We start from the raw sequence: 15,397 nt of genomic DNA, 5'->3' as shown, positions 1-15,397 counted from the left end.
CAAGTGTTCAAGGCGTACGCGATATTAAAGCAGCTTACTGCCTGCGCTTATTCTCCGATGGTGGCTTTAAATTTGCTGTTAAAGTCTGCCCACAGCTGCGTATAGGCATCATTTACTTCTTGCAGCCCCGCTTTGTCCATGGTCGACTTCATGCCGTCCCAGCTGCCGTCAAAGTCGGTCTGGCTCTTCGCCATAATAAGCTTCGGCAAATATTTCTTCCAGGCTTCCTCGATCTTCTTCGCTTGCAGGCTGATATTCTCAGGCGGCGACAGCTGCCATAAGTAACCCGGTACCACTTCAGCCGGCGGCAGGAAGTCCGCCCAGGTTTGCTTGCCGTATTTGGCGAGAACTTCTTTGGTCGTATCGTCATAGAGGCTGAGCTGATAGTCTTTGGTCAACGGAGTCGCGTAATCGCCGTCGCTCAGCTTCGCTCCGTCGCCAACGTTGAACCAGGAGCCGCTGCCCGTGCCGTTGCTCGTAAAGCCTTCTTTGGTGCCGTGGTCAGGATCATTCTTGCGTGCTTCCAGCTCCGCCGGCAGCAGGGTGCGCTTGCCGTCCTTCACTTCGTAATGCGTTCCTTCAATACCCCATTGCGATAAAATCTGGCCTTCATCCGAGAACAAGTAATCGATGAATTGGATAAAGCGCTCCGGATTTTTCGCGGACGTTGTTACCGCCCATTGCAAGCTGCCGGCGAAGGTCGGAACAACCGTATTCGATTGATCTACCGTATCCTCCGAGAAGAACAGCGGCAGGTACGCGTATTGACGCTCCGCATGCCCGTCAAGACGGAATTGCGTTTCTACGTTGCCGACCATCCATTTTGGTGCGTAAGCTGCTAGTACGCGGCCTTGCGCCAGCTTCTTCTGCAGATCGTCCTGCGAGAAGGCTTCTTTGTCATAAAGCCCGTTCTGATAAAGCTTGTTCAGGAAGGAATAATATTTCTTCGCGTCTTCGGAGACCGGGTTATACTCTACCTTGCCATTCGCGTCAATCCGGAAGTTGCCGTGGTCAGGCAATCCCGATGCGCTGATAATCGGATTGTTGTATTCGATGTTGACCTGCCAGCCAGCCATAGCGCCGGAGAAGCCGATCGTGTCTTTGCCGTCAATCTGCGGGTGTTTTTCTTTGTAGGCTTTGAGGATTTCGTAAAGCTGGTCGAGCGTCTTAATCTGCGGATAACCCGCTTCCTTAAGCACGTCGTATTGGACAATAAAGCTTGCGGCGGCGTCGGCTTTGGCTTCACGGCTTTTGTTCACGCCGTAGATGGACCAGATCTTGCCGTCCGCATCCTTGAGGAGGTTAAAGTATTCGCCGAACTTCTCTTTAATGTTCGGGCCGTATTGATCGATCAGATCATTCAGCGGAACAAGGGCGCCGCCGTCTTTATATTTCTGGATTTCCTGCGGGCCCATGGCCATAATGTCCGGATAGTCGCCGGAAGCGAGCCACAGATCCTGCTTTTGCGTTTCTTCGCCTACGATCAGATCGTATTTGAAGGAAACGCCTGTTTTCTCGGTAAAAATCTTCTGAATCGGCGTATCCCAGGTCAGCTTCTCGTCCGCTGTATTCATGGTGTAAGTAATCGGCTCAACCGGCGCCTTCGTCGGCTCCGTGGAAGCGCCTTCATTTGTGGCATTGGTTGCCTGCGCGTTACCGCCGTTGTTCGAAGCTTCCGTATTGCCGCCCCCGTTGTTATTGGAGGAGCAGCCGGCCATTACACCCGTAAGCATAACCGAAGCCGCCATCAGTGTTAACCCTTTTTTCCATGTCTTTGACATATGGACACCCTCTCATCTTGTCATGATAATATCACCGGATTCATGGATCCGACAACACTAATCTTGGCTGCCTATTCCTTCATGGCAGCGAAGGTCATGCCTTTAACAAAATACTTTTGCAGGAACGGGTAAACCAGCAGAATCGGCAGGGTGACGATGATTGTCATAGCCGCCCGGATCGTCTCCGGATTGGTCCTTCTGGCATCCGTTGCATCGATGTGGGTATTGGCGCTCATGACCTGGTTGACGGAGCTGATCAGAATCTTTTGCAGCTCATATTGCAGCAGGTTGAGGTTCTCGTTCCTGCTCGCGTATAGATAATTGTCGAACCAGGAGTTCCAATGCTGAACAGCGATGTACAGCGTAATCGTCGATAACACGGGCAAGCTGATCTGAAGCACGATGCGGAACAGAATCTGAAAATCCGATGCGCCATCGATCTTGGCCGACTCGACAATTCCTTCCGGCAGCTGCTCGAAATAACTTCGCATAATGATGACGTTAAACACTCCGATCAGCATCGGCAGGATATAGACGGCTGCATGATTCATGAGTCCGATATTTTTGACCAGCAGATAAAACGGGATTAGACCGCCATTGACGTACATCGTAATAATCAGAATGATGTTGAACGGCTTGCGGAGGAAGAACTCCCTCCTGCTCAGCGCGTAAGCGAGCATGGCCGTACATAGAACGCCAAGCGCCGTGCCTACGACCGTCCGGATGACCGAACGGACCGCCGCTGCCGCCAGACCGTCATTGGCGAAAATCGTGCTGTAGTTCTCCAGGGTGAAGACGCGGGGCCAGACATAGATGGTGCCCTTCAGCGTATCGCCCGCATCGTTCAAGGAGATGGCAGCCAGATTGAGGAACGGGAACAACGTTCCGATTCCAAGCACCAGCAGCAGGATGTAGTTGAGTGCACTAAAGATGACATCTCCTATAGACCGCCTGACTAACATGTTCTCTCACCTCCTTGGCACGCCGGCATGGCTTAGAATAAACGGCTGCCGGATGTTTTCTTCGCTGCGTAATTGACCAGCAGGACAAGCACAAGACTGACGATTGATTTGAACATACTGACCGCTACCCCGTATGAATAATCGCCTATGCTGGTCGAGTAATTCAGTGCATAGAGATCCAGCACCTCGGAGCGGTTTATAACTACCGGATTTCCAAGCAGGAATTGCGATTCATACCCGCTTTGCACGATCCAGCCAACGCTCAGAATAAGAAGCAGGACGGCTGTTGGCATAATGCCCGGAATGGAGATATAGCGCATCTTGTGCCACCTCGTTGCCCCGTCGACTTCCGCGGCTTCATAGTGCTCCGGATTAAGGCCTACAAGCACCGCAAGGTAGATAATCGTATTCCAGCCAAGCTCCTTCCAGAAGTTCGCCGCCGTGTGAATCCACCAGAACCATTTTTCCTCCCCGAGAAAATAGAGCGGTTCCTGGATAAATCCCAGCTTCATCAGAATCGCGTTCACAACGCCGGCATCCGGGGACAAGAGCGTTGCGAAGATGTTCGCGATAACAACCCAGGACACGAAATGCGGGATGTACGTCAATGTCTGAATGACCCGCTTGAAGAATACGAATCGCACTTCGTTCAAGAGCAGCGCGAGCCCGATCGCGCCCACAAAGCCCGTCACCAGATTCAGTACCCCCATGACGACGGTATTGCGCAGCGCGTTAAAGAACTGCGGATCCCGGAAGAGCAGCTCGAAGTTATCAAAGCCTGCCCACGGCGATTGCCAAAGGCCCAAGGCTACTTTGTAATGCTGAAAGGCCATGATCCAGCCCCATAGCGGACCGAAGGAAAACAGCATAACGAGAAGCACGAAAGGCGTTGACATGAGCAGCAGCTGATACTGTCTACGTATGACGAGGCTTTTGCCCGCCTTCTTCCCGGCCGGTTGAACAATCTCTTGATTCGTTAGTGTTTTGGCGGGTTTGGCCATGTTAGTCTCCTTTCTTGACAGCAGGTTTGTCTTTCGTTGGTTCATCTAGGCAAATACATACACGCCATAGGCAGGAATAACGACTGTACCTTCCAGCACGCGATCCGAGATCAACTCCCGCATCGGGACGGCAAGCTGAATGCTTAGTTCCTCTCCGGCATGATTAATCGCAAAGATAAACCGCTGCGTGCTGTCAGCCCTTCTCGCCAGCTCCACCTCCTCTGGCGCGGATATGCCGGCAATCGGGACGATGTTCGCCGATTCGCATACCTGCCCCATAAGGCTGCGCATGCAGTCAGGATCGGCTCCAATGCCAAAATAATAAGCGTTGCCTGCGCCCACAGCGTTGCGCGTGGCCGCCGGTGTGCCGGCCATGTAATCGTCGGCATACCATGCGATGGCTTCCGCCTTCTCGCAAGCGATGACATCATACCAGACCGTTCCATGTCCGACAGTCTCGCCGCTAGCGGCTGCAATCCGGCGCGTTTCGCCCTTCCGAAGCGTGCCGTAATCGGAAATTCGAATCCCGAGCAGCTCCCTGAATGCTCCCGGCAGCGTTGCATCGTCCATCCGGTTGTTCCACAGCTTTGTTCCGGCGCGAATATCTAGCACCACCGTGCCTCCAGCGGCCGTGTAACGCTCCAGCCTCTCGGCAACACCCGGCTTCGCCATCATGTAATGCGGCAGGACAATCAGCTTATAGCTTTCGAAGGAACTGTCGTCCGAGATGATGTCAACCGGAACCCGGCTATTGTAGAAGTGGCGGTAGTAGGCCGTCAGCTGCCGGTCGTAACGGTGCTCGAAGGTCTGCGGCTGCACCTCCATCGTCCATTCATTCTCGTAGGAGCGGATTATCGCAACCTCCGCGCCGCTGCCGATTCCCTCCATGAGAGGCAGCAGCCTCTGCAGCTCTTCTCCCGTACGGGCCGCTTCATCGTAGCGTCTGCCGGGGATGCCGTCATGCGGCAGAAGACCGTGCCAGAACTGCTCGGCCCCGAATAAACAAGTTCTCCACCGGAAGTACAGGATGGCATCCGCTCCATGGGCAATCGATTGATAGGTCCATTTGCGGAGCTCGCCCGGCCTTGGGGTCGGGAAGAGAAGGTTCCCGCCGGGCGGGCCGCTCTGATGCTCCATCACCCAGAAGTTCGACTGCTTGAAGCCTCGCGTTGCGTCAAGGGCCAGTGCCGCGTTACGAGGGTCGGGCTTGTCGGTGAACATCAGGTTCGGGTAGCTGTCCAGTGACGTGAAATCCAGCTCTATCGACAAGTCAAAATCATTGATTTCGTTAAACATGCCCATCATGTTATGGGTGATAGGCTGGTTTGGAGCAATGGAACGGATAAGCTCCAGCTGTATCTTCTGGAACCGAACTGCCGAATCCGAAGAGAAACGCCGGAAGTCCAGCTCCATTCCGGGATTATGAAGCGGAAACACCGTGTAGCCAGGCAGTTCAATTTCGCTAAACGCATTGTAAATCTGGCTCCAGAACACCGTTCCCCACTGCTCATTCAGGTTATCAATGTCCTTATACTTGTCCTCCAGCCATTGCTGGAAGGCGGTACGGCAATTCTGGCAGTAACACCGCGTTGTATCCGTGCAGCCAAACTCGTTGTCAATCTGCCAGGCGATAACGCTCCGGTGGCCGCCGTACCTCTCCGCCATCTTGGTCACGATAGAGCGGACATGCGCATGGTAGTCTGGATTGTTGTAGCAATAATGCCTCCTGTGGCCAAAGCCCCGGACAATCCCTTTGTTATCGCGCATGTATATATCAGGATGACGGTCCATGATCCATTTGGGCGGGGTAGCGGTTGGCGTGCCCAATACGACCTGAATACCTTCGGAAGCGAGGATGGACAAGCTCTTGTCCAGCCACTCGAAGCTGTACTCGCCCTCTCTTCGTTCGAGCTTGGACCAGGAGAACTCACCGATACGCACGACATTAATGCCGGCCAGCCGCATCAGCTTCGCGTCCAGCGGCCAGCGCTCTTCCGGCCAATGCTCCGGATAATAACAAACGCCAAATTTCATATCTCGCCACATCTCCGTTTCTGTTACTCCTGCTATGACTCTATTATCTAATGAGACAGGCAGCGGCAAAACCGGAGAAGTGAGAGATGAACACCCGACAAATAAGTCTGTTTAATCGAAAAAAAGACTGTCCCGGGCTAACGGGACAGTCTATCTTGTCTATGCTGTTAACGATTGGTCCGACTCTTATGGATTAGCCCGGGGAACCAGGCTTCCCGCTGCCGGAACGCCAAACTTCCCGGGGAACTGCTTGACGATACCGGCGGCAAGCGCATCGGAGAGCATCATCAGATGCTTCTGCCCTTCGTCGTAAGCGGCAATATCCTTCTCCCAATCCTTCGCCAGCCTTGCCGTGAGATTGGCCGCCAGCAGATCCAGATGCTTATCGAGCATCTGCTTCAGATCGGCGTAAGCCCAGTTCGGATTGGCGCCGCTCAGAAATTTCGCGATATCGTCGGCGTTCCGATACCACTCCTTGTTGTATTTCTCGAAATCCCTCTTGTTGCCGTCCTTCGCCGCCGTAATCACTTTGCCGGCCAGTTCGATATGCTCCTTAAGCAGCACGGCCAGCTTATTGCCGGCTTCTTCGCCGTAATAAGGCTTAATCGCATTGCCGATATCCTGCTGATTCCTCAGCAGCCGCTGGAGCACCGGGTTAGCATCCTCGATCCCCGCCAGCATGCTGATCATCGTATTGCGCGTCCATACGGCATGGTCGATCCACAGAAGCCGGAGATCATCCTTCAGCTTCTCGGCTGCCGGGTTAACGCAAACCTGCTGCGGCGCCCGATCGCTCGCCTGGTTAGCCGCCCAGCCCTGGGCTGGCGCAAGGCTTAAGCCAAGCGCCAGCGAAGCCGCGAGGACGGTCATTTTCAAACGTTTATTGCGCTTCATCATGTTGAATCTTTGCTCCTTCAGGGATTAATTGGTGTAGGCAGAACTCGTTATATTGTGATCGTTTCCAACCATTTCATACCTGTTCGAAGCGAAAAAAAGCGCCCGGCTAAGGTCAGCCGAGCGCTCAACGATTATCCCATATGAAGCCCTTCAAGCGCCGCTTCCGGCTTATCCGCCTGCGTGTTCTCGCCCGGGCTCTTCTTGCCTCTGCGGAGCAGCAGGCCTAATACGGCGCCGGTTATGGCCACAAACAGCATGATGCCAAACGTATAATCGAAGGCATCCACGGCAAGCGCGAGAAGCTGCTGCATCTGCTCCGGATCCGCCTGCGCGGCATTGCCCGAAGCTTGATTCGCCAGCACCTCGGGCGGAACATTCGCTTCTGTCATCAGCCTGGCAATCCGCTTCGTCAGAATCGTTACAAGCAGCGCTACCGCAAGGGAACTGATAACCTGCTGCATGGCGCTGGTAAGCGAAGTCACCCGGCTGACCAGCTCGCGCGGCGTCTTGTTAATCAGATGGGAGTTAAGCGGCATCATCATTAATCCCATACCTGAGCCCGCCATAATAAGCGGGAGCAGCAGATCTTCCCTGCCGGTATGGATATCGAGATGCGAATATTGGAAGATCGCGCCCGATACCAGGCTAAGTCCAATAACGACCAGCCAGCGAACTCCGATCCGGTCGAATAAATAACCGCCGATCGGCATCATGCAGGCCGAAGCCAGCGCTTGCGGGAACAAGGTAAGCCCGGTATCGAAGGCACCGTATCCCCGGCCCTGCTGCAGGAACTGCGGCAAGAGGAAGATCGCGCCAAACAGCGAGAATTGAACAATCCACTGCACGACGATGCCAAACGAGAAATCGACCGAGCGGAATACCCGCAGATCCAGCAGCGGATGCTTCGCGCGCAGCTCTACGAAGATAAAGACGATCAGCGCGACGCCGCCGACGATCAGACCGCCCAGCGTCTTATCCGACGTCCAGCTTTCCGCGCCCTGGTTGACGCCATAGGACAACGCGGCGAAGGCGAGCGGACCCAGAATCATGCCCGGAATATCAAATCCGGCAAGCTTCTTGGTCGCCAGCTTCGGCAGACTCCACAGACCAAACAATACGCTGATAATTCCGACCGGCAAATTAATCAGGAAGATCCAGCGCCAGGAATGATATTCGACCAGCCAGCCGGAGAGGATCGGACCAATAGCCGGAGCCAGCAGAATCGGTACGCCGAGCATACCCATGACCTGCCCGACCTTATTGGGCGGGCTCAGCCGGTAGACATAAGCCATCGCAACCGGCAGCACAAAGCCGCCTCCGAGTCCTTGAATGACGCGGAACATAATAAGCGTATGCGGGTCATTCGGCAGCGCGCATAACAGCGAGCCGATCGTAAAGAGAACGACCGAGGTCAGGAAGACCGTCTTGGCGCCGAACCGGTCGGACAGCCAGCCCGCGAGCGGGATAACGGCAGCCTGCGCAAGCATATAGCCCGTTACCGTCCACTGCAGGATGGGAAGCTGCGTATGGAAATCCTCTACGAGCTTCGATAAGGCAACGTTCATGGCGGTAGTGTCGAGAATGACCATAAAGCAGCCGAGAATAATCGCGACAAGCGGAAGCAGAATGCTTTTCAGACTGAATTCCTGCTCCTGCGGATTATCGGTTAACCGTTGTTCCATCTGCTTGACCTCCTACATGGAATACACCATTACGCCAGGGATGCGATGGACAACGGCTGTCAAGTAATGGTTGTGCTCCCCCATGTTACTGAGCAAACCGGACAGAAGTCAAATAAATTTTTTCCAAAAAATAGATAAAACGTTTTCACTCTCCACCTGCTATTTCATCAGCCTCCGAATGATCGACAGACCACCCTTGGCAGACGGGTAACGGAACGCAAAGTCAAACTTGGTCGTTTGCTTTAATACGCTCTTCATGTGGGAGAAGGTCTTGAAGCTGTACTCGCCGTGATAAGCCCCGGTGCCGCTCTCGCCCACCCCTCCAAACGGCAGATAAGGCGTCGCCAGATGCATAAGCGTATCGTTAATGCACCCACCTCCAAAAGGCACCGCCTCCGTCACCCGCTTCTGAATAGCCGGATTCTCGCTGAACAAATAGAGGGCAAGCGGCTTTGGCCGCGCATTAATCAGATCAATCGCCTCCTGCAGCTCGTCATAGACAAGCACCGGCAGAATCGGGCCGAATATCTCCTCTTGCATGATCGGCATGCTCCAATCCACCACGGTAAGAACGGTCGGCTCAATGCGGAGCGCCAGCTCATCGGCACGGCCGCCTATTACGGCTTCTCCATCCCGAAGGAAGCCGGCGAGCCGGCTGAAATGCCGCTCCGAAATGATTCTGCCGTAATCCGGATGGGTGAGCGGCTCCGCACCGTAAAACTTCGCAACCGCCTTGCGCATCTGCTCCACAAACTCCCCTTCTGCGCTGCGGTGCACAAGCACGTAGTCCGGAGCGATGCAGGTCTGTCCCGCATTGATGAACTTGCCAAAGGCAAGGCGTCTCGCAGCCAGCTTGAGATTGGCATCATGGTGAACGATCGCCGGGCTTTTGCCGCCAAGCTCCAGCGTAACGGGCGTGAGATGCTTCGCAGCCGCAGCCATGACCTGCTTGCCGACATTGACGCTGCCCGTGAAGAAGATTTTATCGAACGGCAGGTTCAGCAGCTCTCTGCTGACTTCAACCCCGCCTTCCATGACGGCAATGTACGAGGGATCGAAGGTATCCTGAATAAGCGAGGATAGGATGCTAGATACCGCCGGAGAAAGCTCCGATGGCTTCAATACAGCCGTATTGCCGGCTGCAATTGCACCAACGAGCGGAGCGGCCGCCAGCTGGAACGGGTAGTTCCACGGTGCGATAATAAGCGCCGTTCCAAGCGGCTCGGGCACAATATACCCTTTGCTGCCGGCATGGGTGAGCGCGGTCTTCACCTTGGCGGGCTTCATCCACCGCTTCAGGCGCTTCCGAACAAACGAGATTTCCTTGAGCACGAGCCCAATCTCCAGCATAAAAGCTTCCTGCTCGCTTCGGTTCAAGTCCTCGCGAAGCGCCAGCATGATCGCATCCTCCCGCTCCACGATAGCCTGGCGCAGCTTCGCCAGCTGTGCCAGGCGGAATTCGAGACTACGGGTTGCGCCGGTGCGGTAATAAACCTGCTGTTTCTCGAGCAATAAAGATCCGTTCATTATGTACCCCGCCTTTACGATAGAAGTCTATTTATTTCTGCCTAATCCAAGGTAAAATCTATGCTATAGTACTGTGTAAAAGGAGCGATGTTGATTGTATAAAATCATGCCTGCACTCATCCTGCTTACGGGTTTGCTGTACATTTTTATCATTCCTGCTGAACCGCATGCCGTCAAGCTAATTTTCAAAGCTATCCCGATGATTCTCATCATCGCCTATGCTTACTTGCAATCTGCCGGAAACGGTAAGCGGTTCCAACGCATTCTGCTTGCCGGTCTTGTCTTCTGCATCATCGGAGATGTTACCCTCGACCATTTCATCGTAGGACTGTCCGCCTTTTTGATCGGGCATCTGTTTTATTTAAGCGGATTTTTCAGTCAATGGAAGTTCTCCGTTTGGCGGGCTGCAACGATCCTTCCCATTGGAGTATATGCCGTCTATATGGGCAATGAACTGCTGGATGCGCTCGCGAAATCGGGAGACGGCAGCTTGAAGGGACCGGTGCTTGTGTATGTAACCGCGATATCGCTGATGGGATGGTCGGCCATGATGTCCGGCAACGTCTGGGCGGTTGCCGGCGCCTTGCTGTTCATGGCATCGGACTCCGTTCTGGCCTGGAATAAGTTCGTCTCGGAGGTTGCGGGCTCGGATATTCTGATCATGACCACCTATTATGCCGCGCAGTTCTGCATCGCCGCCTGCATCGGTCATCAATCCCGTAACGCTCCTAAGCAAAAAGCCATGATCCTCTGATCATGGCTTTCTTGTATGGTTATCCCGCTTTTTCCTTGTTCATCTGCTTGCTTCGCAGCTGGCCGCAAGCCGCGTCGATGTCGGCGCCGTGCTCGAGGCGGACGCTGACGCTGACGCCTTGTTTTTTGAGCGTGTCGTAGAAGCCCTTGATGGAATCATTCTCGCTGCGCTGATATTGGCTGTGCTCGTCAACCGGATTATACGGAATCAGGTTCACGTTGACGAGCGAACGGCGGCGGTCGCCCACCAGCTCGGCAAGCTCAAGAGCATGCTCATGCTGGTCGTTCACATCCTTCAGAAGGATATATTCCAGCGTAATCCGGCGGTTCGTCTGCTCCAGGTAATAATCGATGGCGTCCATCAGCTTCTCGATCGGGATGGCGCGGTTGATCTTCATAATCCGCGTCCGCAGCTCATTGTTAGGCGCATGCAGCGATACGGCGAGGTTAACCCCCTGGTCCTTATCGGCAAATTCCCGAATCTTGTCCGCGAGACCGCTCGTCGAAACGGTAATATGGCGCGGTCCGATCGCAAGGCCCTTGTGATCCTTCACGGTTGTCAGGAAGTCATTGAGATGGATGAAGTTATCGAACGGTTCGCCGATGCCCATGACGACGATGTGGCTGACCTTCTCGCTTTGACCCGCTTCATCCAGATGAAGCTGAATCTTCATAATCTGCTCGACAATCTCGCCGCTCGTCAGATCCCTGCTCTTCTTCAGCAGGCCGCTCGCGCAGAAGCTGCAGCCGATATTGCAGCCTACCTGCGTTGTCACGCAGACCGATAAACCGAATTTATGCCGCATCATGACCGTCTCGATCAGGTTGCCGTCATCAAGCTTCAGCAGTAGCTTAACCGTGCCGTCCTTGGACACCTGCTTCGTATGCTCGGCCAGCGTCTGAATCGCGAAATTCTCCTCCAGCAGCTTCACGCAGTCCGCGTGTACCTCGCTCATGTCCGCAAAGCTCGTCACGCGCTTCCGGTACAAATAATCCCATACCTGCGTCGCCCGGAACTTTTTATGTCCGCGCTCGCCCAGCCATGCCGTTAATTGATCTAAAGTAAATCCATATATGGATGGTGTACTCATCATTTATCCTCTTTTCACAAACGCGGCCTAAACCGCATACTGACTACTATTGTCCCAAAATTGGCGGACGAAAACAAGGGGAGATTCCCCCCATTTCCATCATAGCCTCTCCCATCGCCAGATAGACCGCCATTAACATGCCAACAATGCTCTAGCACGGTTTTTACGTCTTATTCAGCTGCTTCTGCCCCATTCCAGTACACCGACCCTGCTGTAACACGGTTTTTACGTCTTATTTGACTGTTTCTGCCCCGCTTCATTACGCCAACCCTGCTGTAGCACGGTTTTTCCCTGTTATTTGGTTGTTCAATCGAGTAACAAGCCGTAAATGGGCCTCTCCAAAGTAGTCGTTTTGTGCATTATTGCCGCATTCGAGAGATATACAGCTTCAGAAAGAGCATCATAGAGATCGCTGTAAATGTAAACGCTCTAACCAATTGCAATGTCATAATTAGACAATATGCCGCCTCTATCGTTCATTTACATCTGCTGTAGTCAGGCGTAATATACGATTCATCCAAAAGAAATGTAGTGTTCAATCGCTGAGTTTCCGTAATGGAAAACGGGGGAACCAAATGATAAGCAGAAGTCGCAGACGGTGTGAGAGCCGGCTGCGTCCTGTTTGTCCGGGGTGAATCCGGAAAAGGCTGCATGCAGCCGGACCCGGTAGGGCGACTCTCACCGTCCGAATCCGTCAGCTAACCTCGTAAGCGATGAAAATGCCGGCTGCAGCATAGCTACTGAGCTGCGGCGCATTTTCCAGGTAGAGAGGATGATGTTATCTTGTGACCCAAACGGGCCGCGGGGACTTTCCTCTGCGGCTTTTTTCTATTATTCAAGTGTCTTTATCGCTTAATCCCTTTCACCAAGGGAACGGGGGAACCAATCGGATGAACGGCGACAACAGCCGTACGTCCACGGGGTGAATCGCCGCAGCGGCCGTAATATGGCCGTTATGGCGTAGGGCGACTCTTACGCCCGAATCCGTCAGCTAACCTCGTCAGCGTACCAAGAGAGGCAACGATGATCGTGAGTATAGGCGCGGTTTGTTTTCTGCTGCGCTTATAAGCCGCGTGAAGAGTCCCTCTTCCGCGGCTTTTTTTGTTTGTCGTTGATTCCTCTAACAACAGAGGAGCGAAATACATGAACGATTATATTCTCGTCTCGGCACCCAATGTGCAGGGTGAGGACTTTATTAAACAGCTGCAGCGCAGACATATCCCGTTTGCGGCAATTGTAAACAACAAAAATGAATATGAGCGAATGCTTATGCTGCAAGTGAGCACAATAATTGTCATCAACACCATGGATGAAGCTACCTGGCGTATACCGGAGCTGCCGGTTGGCCGGATCTTTTTATTCGAGAGAAGCTTGAATCTGTGCTGCCGATATATTCAGATCTGCCGCAGCTGGACGTCGAAATCGATCTATGTCATTACAGACAGCTCGAATCCGAGACTGATCTATAAGGGAATGGGCGCTAACTTCGTGATTTATTCCGGCAGCGCGGAAACGTCTTTTCTCATTACAAACGAGTTAAACGGGTAAGCAAGAATGACCACAAACAGCCTACACCAGGCTGTTTATGTAGCAATTCTTTAGGTCCACGCTTTCGAAGCAAGAATTACCACAAACAGCCTACACTAGGCTGTTTATGTAGCAATTCTTTAGGTCCACGCTTTCGAAGCAAGAATTACCACAAACAGCCTACACTAGGCTGTTTATGTAGCAATTCTTTTAAGGAGGAACAAAATATGCAAGATATCTACATGGTACTGCTTCTGGCAGCCGTATTTGTACTCTTCGCCGGCTTTATGCATTGGTGCGACGCTGTCATCCATGAGGAGGAGAAACGATGATTGTCACGCTGCTGCTTGCCTTGTTTATCTTTCTTTACCTGATCTACGCATTAATTAAGCCGGAGAAATTCTAACCCTTTCGGGAGGTCACAATGGATATTTTACAGATGATAATCGTGATTGGCGTGCTTGTTCTGCTCGTCAAACCACTTGGAACCTACGTGTATCACGTATACTCCGATGAACCTAACCGGACCGACCGCATCTTTGGCGGAACCGAACGGTTTATTTATAGGATAATCGGCCTGAAATCACGTGATGGCATGACCTGGAAAAAGTATGCGCTAAGTTTTCTTCTGACCAATATCGCGCTTGTCGCGATCAGCTATCTGCTCCTTCGCCTGCAAGGCGCGCTGCCGGGTAATCCCAATAAAATTGGCGCCATGGAAGAAACCTTATCCTTTAATACGGTCATCAGCTTTATCACCAATACGAATCTGCAGCATTACAGCGGCGAGACCGGGCTGTCGTACTTCTCGCAGATGGCCGTCATTATGATGATGATGTTTACGTCGGCGGCTACCGGCTTCTCGGTTGCGATAGCTTTTATCCGCGGGATCACAAGCAGAGGCTCAACGATCGGCAACTTCTTCTCCGATTTCGTGAAGTCCCATACGCGGATCTTCCTTCCGCTGGCCCTGCTCATCACGCTGGTGCTGGTCGGCCTGCATGTGCCGCAAACCCTGCAGCCAACGGTAACGGCAACAACGCTCGAGGGAGCAACGCAAAGCATCGCGATCGGTCCGGTTGCTTCGCTTGAATCGATTAAGCATTTGGGCACCAACGGCGGCGGTTTCTTCGGAGTCAACTCGGCGCATCCGTTCGAGAATCCGAATCCGCTGACGAACGTGATCGAGATCCTGTCGATGTGGGCGTTGCCTGCTTCCCTGCCTTATGTCTACGGGCGCTTTGCAGGCAACCGCAAGCAGGGCTGGGTCGTATTCAGCGCAATGATGACGCTGTTCCTTGTCTTCCTGGCAACGGTTTATACCGCCGAAGTGAATGGCAACCCGGTACTGAATAACCTGGGTGTCGATGCTTCGCAGGGCAGTATGGAGGGCAAGGAAGTCCGATTCGGCATGGCGCAATCCGCCCTGTTCACAGCGGTTACGACGGCGGCAACAACAGGTACCGTTAATAACATGCATGACACGCTGACCCCGTTAGGCGGGATGGTCCCGCTGGCGGAAATGATGCTGAACGTGGTATTCGGCGGTAAGGGTGTCGGACTCGTCAATATGCTCATGTATGCCATTCTCGGCGTATTTATCGCAGGCCTGATGGTTGGACGGACACCTGAGTTTCTTGGTCGCAAAATCGAGCCGCGGGAGATGAAGCTGATCGCCATCGCGATTCTGGTTCACCCCTTCATTATTCTGGCTCCGACGGCAATCGCCTTCCTGACCGACCTGGGACAAGGCGCTATTACGAATCCGGGCTTCCACGGCATCTCGCAGGTGCTTTATGAATATACCTCGTCGGCTGCTAATAACGGCTCCGGCTTTGAGGGTCTCGCCGACAATACGCCATTCTGGAACATTACGACCGGACTGGTCATGTTGTTTGGGCGGTATATTTCGATGATCGCCATGCTCGCGGTAGCCGGCTCGCTTGTTCGCAAACAGCCTGTCCCCGAGACGATGGGTACCTTCCGGACAGACAACGTGCTGTTTGCCGGCATTCTTGTAGGGACCGTAGTGATTGTTGGCGCGCTGACGTTCCTGCCTGCCGTAGTGCTTGGCCCTATTGCAGAGCATTTGACGATTCGCTAACGGATAAGGATGAGGTGAATAACCGTGACCACACAACG

General features: G+C 53.4%; 12 protein-coding genes and 2 riboswitches. Of the genes, 4 read left to right on the top strand and 8 right to left on the bottom strand.

From position 1 onward, the window contains the following. Positions 1-47: 47 nt before the first annotated feature. The 7 genes from M3194_RS11040 to M3194_RS11010 form a co-directional block, all read right to left on the bottom strand. The gene (locus M3194_RS11040; protein WP_251653480.1) at positions 48-1,781 is read right to left on the bottom strand and encodes an extracellular solute-binding protein; all 1,734 of its coding nucleotides are present in this window, start codon (positions 1,779-1,781) and stop codon (positions 48-50) included. Between the two features lie 71 nt (positions 1,782-1,852). Then, positions 1,853-2,743, bottom strand: a complete 891-nt coding sequence (locus M3194_RS11035; protein WP_251653479.1) for a carbohydrate ABC transporter permease — start codon at positions 2,741-2,743, stop codon at positions 1,853-1,855. Positions 2,744-2,775: 32 nt separating this feature from the next. Then, the gene (locus M3194_RS11030) at positions 2,776-3,744 is read right to left on the bottom strand and encodes an ABC transporter permease (RefSeq protein WP_251653478.1); all 969 of its coding nucleotides are present in this window, start codon (positions 3,742-3,744) and stop codon (positions 2,776-2,778) included. 45 nt (positions 3,745-3,789) lie between these two features. Beyond that, positions 3,790-5,778 carry a beta-galactosidase gene (locus M3194_RS11025; protein WP_251653477.1) on the bottom strand — a complete coding sequence of 663 codons (1,989 nt, stop codon included), beginning with the start codon at positions 5,776-5,778 and terminating at the stop codon, positions 3,790-3,792. 186 nt (positions 5,779-5,964) lie between these two features. After that, positions 5,965-6,675 (bottom strand): glycosyltransferase, encoded by a 711-nt coding sequence (locus M3194_RS11020; RefSeq protein ID WP_251653476.1) that lies wholly within the window; start codon positions 6,673-6,675, stop codon positions 5,965-5,967. Between the two features lie 131 nt (positions 6,676-6,806). Then, complete coding sequence (locus M3194_RS11015) at positions 6,807-8,357, bottom strand: DHA2 family efflux MFS transporter permease subunit (RefSeq protein ID WP_251653475.1); 1,551 nt, start codon at positions 8,355-8,357, stop codon at positions 6,807-6,809. A gap of 159 nt (positions 8,358-8,516) precedes the next feature. Beyond that, positions 8,517-9,884, bottom strand: a complete 1,368-nt coding sequence (locus M3194_RS11010) for an aldehyde dehydrogenase (protein ID WP_251653474.1) — start codon at positions 9,882-9,884, stop codon at positions 8,517-8,519. Between the two features lie 94 nt (positions 9,885-9,978). Here M3194_RS11010 and M3194_RS11005 point away from each other — a divergent pair, with 94 nt between their 5' ends. Further along, positions 9,979-10,638 carry a lysoplasmalogenase gene (locus M3194_RS11005; protein ID WP_251653473.1) on the top strand — a complete coding sequence of 220 codons (660 nt, stop codon included), beginning with the start codon at positions 9,979-9,981 and terminating at the stop codon, positions 10,636-10,638. A 19-nt stretch (positions 10,639-10,657) separates the two neighbouring features. Here M3194_RS11005 and rlmN read toward each other — a convergent pair whose 3' ends face one another. Next, positions 10,658-11,728: a dual-specificity RNA methyltransferase RlmN gene (gene rlmN, locus M3194_RS11000; protein WP_251654231.1), complete on the bottom strand. Its 1,071-nt coding sequence runs from the start codon at positions 11,726-11,728 to the stop codon at positions 10,658-10,660. Between the two features lie 530 nt (positions 11,729-12,258). Further along, a riboswitch (cyclic di-AMP (ydaO/yuaA leader) is annotated at positions 12,259-12,456 on the top strand. Between the two features lie 111 nt (positions 12,457-12,567). Next, a riboswitch (cyclic di-AMP (ydaO/yuaA leader) is annotated at positions 12,568-12,750 on the top strand. Between the two features lie 121 nt (positions 12,751-12,871). Between rlmN and M3194_RS10995 the strand changes: the two genes are divergently transcribed. The 3 genes from M3194_RS10995 (at position 12,872) to kdpA (ending at position 15,359) form a co-directional block, all read left to right on the top strand. Continuing rightward, positions 12,872-13,276, top strand: a complete 405-nt coding sequence (locus tag M3194_RS10995) for a hypothetical protein (RefSeq protein ID WP_251653472.1) — start codon at positions 12,872-12,874, stop codon at positions 13,274-13,276. A gap of 307 nt (positions 13,277-13,583) precedes the next feature. Further along, positions 13,584-13,661, top strand: coding sequence for a K(+)-transporting ATPase subunit F (gene kdpF, locus M3194_RS31630; RefSeq protein ID WP_397334308.1), 78 nt, complete (start codon positions 13,584-13,586; stop codon positions 13,659-13,661). 18 nt (positions 13,662-13,679) lie between these two features. Continuing rightward, positions 13,680-15,359, top strand: coding sequence for a potassium-transporting ATPase subunit KdpA (gene kdpA / locus M3194_RS10990; protein ID WP_251653471.1), 1,680 nt, complete (start codon positions 13,680-13,682; stop codon positions 15,357-15,359). Positions 15,360-15,397: the final 38 nt, after the last annotated feature.

It is taken from the genome of Paenibacillus glycanilyticus (genome assembly GCF_023715145.1).
GTDB lineage: Bacteria > Bacillota > Bacilli > Paenibacillales > Paenibacillaceae > Pristimantibacillus > Pristimantibacillus glycanilyticus_A.
The sequence above is the reverse complement of the archived record's forward strand: the minus strand, read 5'-3'. Positions and strand labels throughout refer to the sequence as shown.

What these genes read in the sequence shown, in the direction of transcription:
- M3194_RS11040 (WP_251653480.1), bottom strand. Translation starts at nt 1,781, where the DNA reads ATGTCAAAGACATGGAAAAAAGGGTTAACACTGATGGCGGCTTCGGTT.
- M3194_RS11035 (WP_251653479.1), bottom strand. Translation starts at nt 2,743, where the DNA reads ATGTTAGTCAGGCGGTCTATAGGAGATGTCATCTTTAGTGCACTCAAC.
- M3194_RS11030 (WP_251653478.1), bottom strand. Translation starts at nt 3,744, where the DNA reads ATGGCCAAACCCGCCAAAACACTAACGAATCAAGAGATTGTTCAACCG.
- M3194_RS11025 (WP_251653477.1), bottom strand. Translation starts at nt 5,778, where the DNA reads ATGAAATTTGGCGTTTGTTATTATCCGGAGCATTGGCCGGAAGAGCGC.
- M3194_RS11020 (WP_251653476.1), bottom strand. Translation starts at nt 6,675, where the DNA reads ATGATGAAGCGCAATAAACGTTTGAAAATGACCGTCCTCGCGGCTTCG.
- M3194_RS11015 (WP_251653475.1), bottom strand. Translation starts at nt 8,357, where the DNA reads ATGGAACAACGGTTAACCGATAATCCGCAGGAGCAGGAATTCAGTCTG.
- M3194_RS11010 (WP_251653474.1), bottom strand. Translation starts at nt 9,884, where the DNA reads ATGAACGGATCTTTATTGCTCGAGAAACAGCAGGTTTATTACCGCACC.
- rlmN (WP_251654231.1), bottom strand. Translation starts at nt 11,728, where the DNA reads ATGAGTACACCATCCATATATGGATTTACTTTAGATCAATTAACGGCA.
- M3194_RS10995 (WP_251653472.1), top strand. Translation starts at nt 12,872, where the DNA reads ATGAACGATTATATTCTCGTCTCGGCACCCAATGTGCAGGGTGAGGAC.
- kdpF (WP_397334308.1), top strand. Translation starts at nt 13,584, where the DNA reads ATGATTGTCACGCTGCTGCTTGCCTTGTTTATCTTTCTTTACCTGATC.
- kdpA (WP_251653471.1), top strand. Translation starts at nt 13,680, where the DNA reads ATGGATATTTTACAGATGATAATCGTGATTGGCGTGCTTGTTCTGCTC.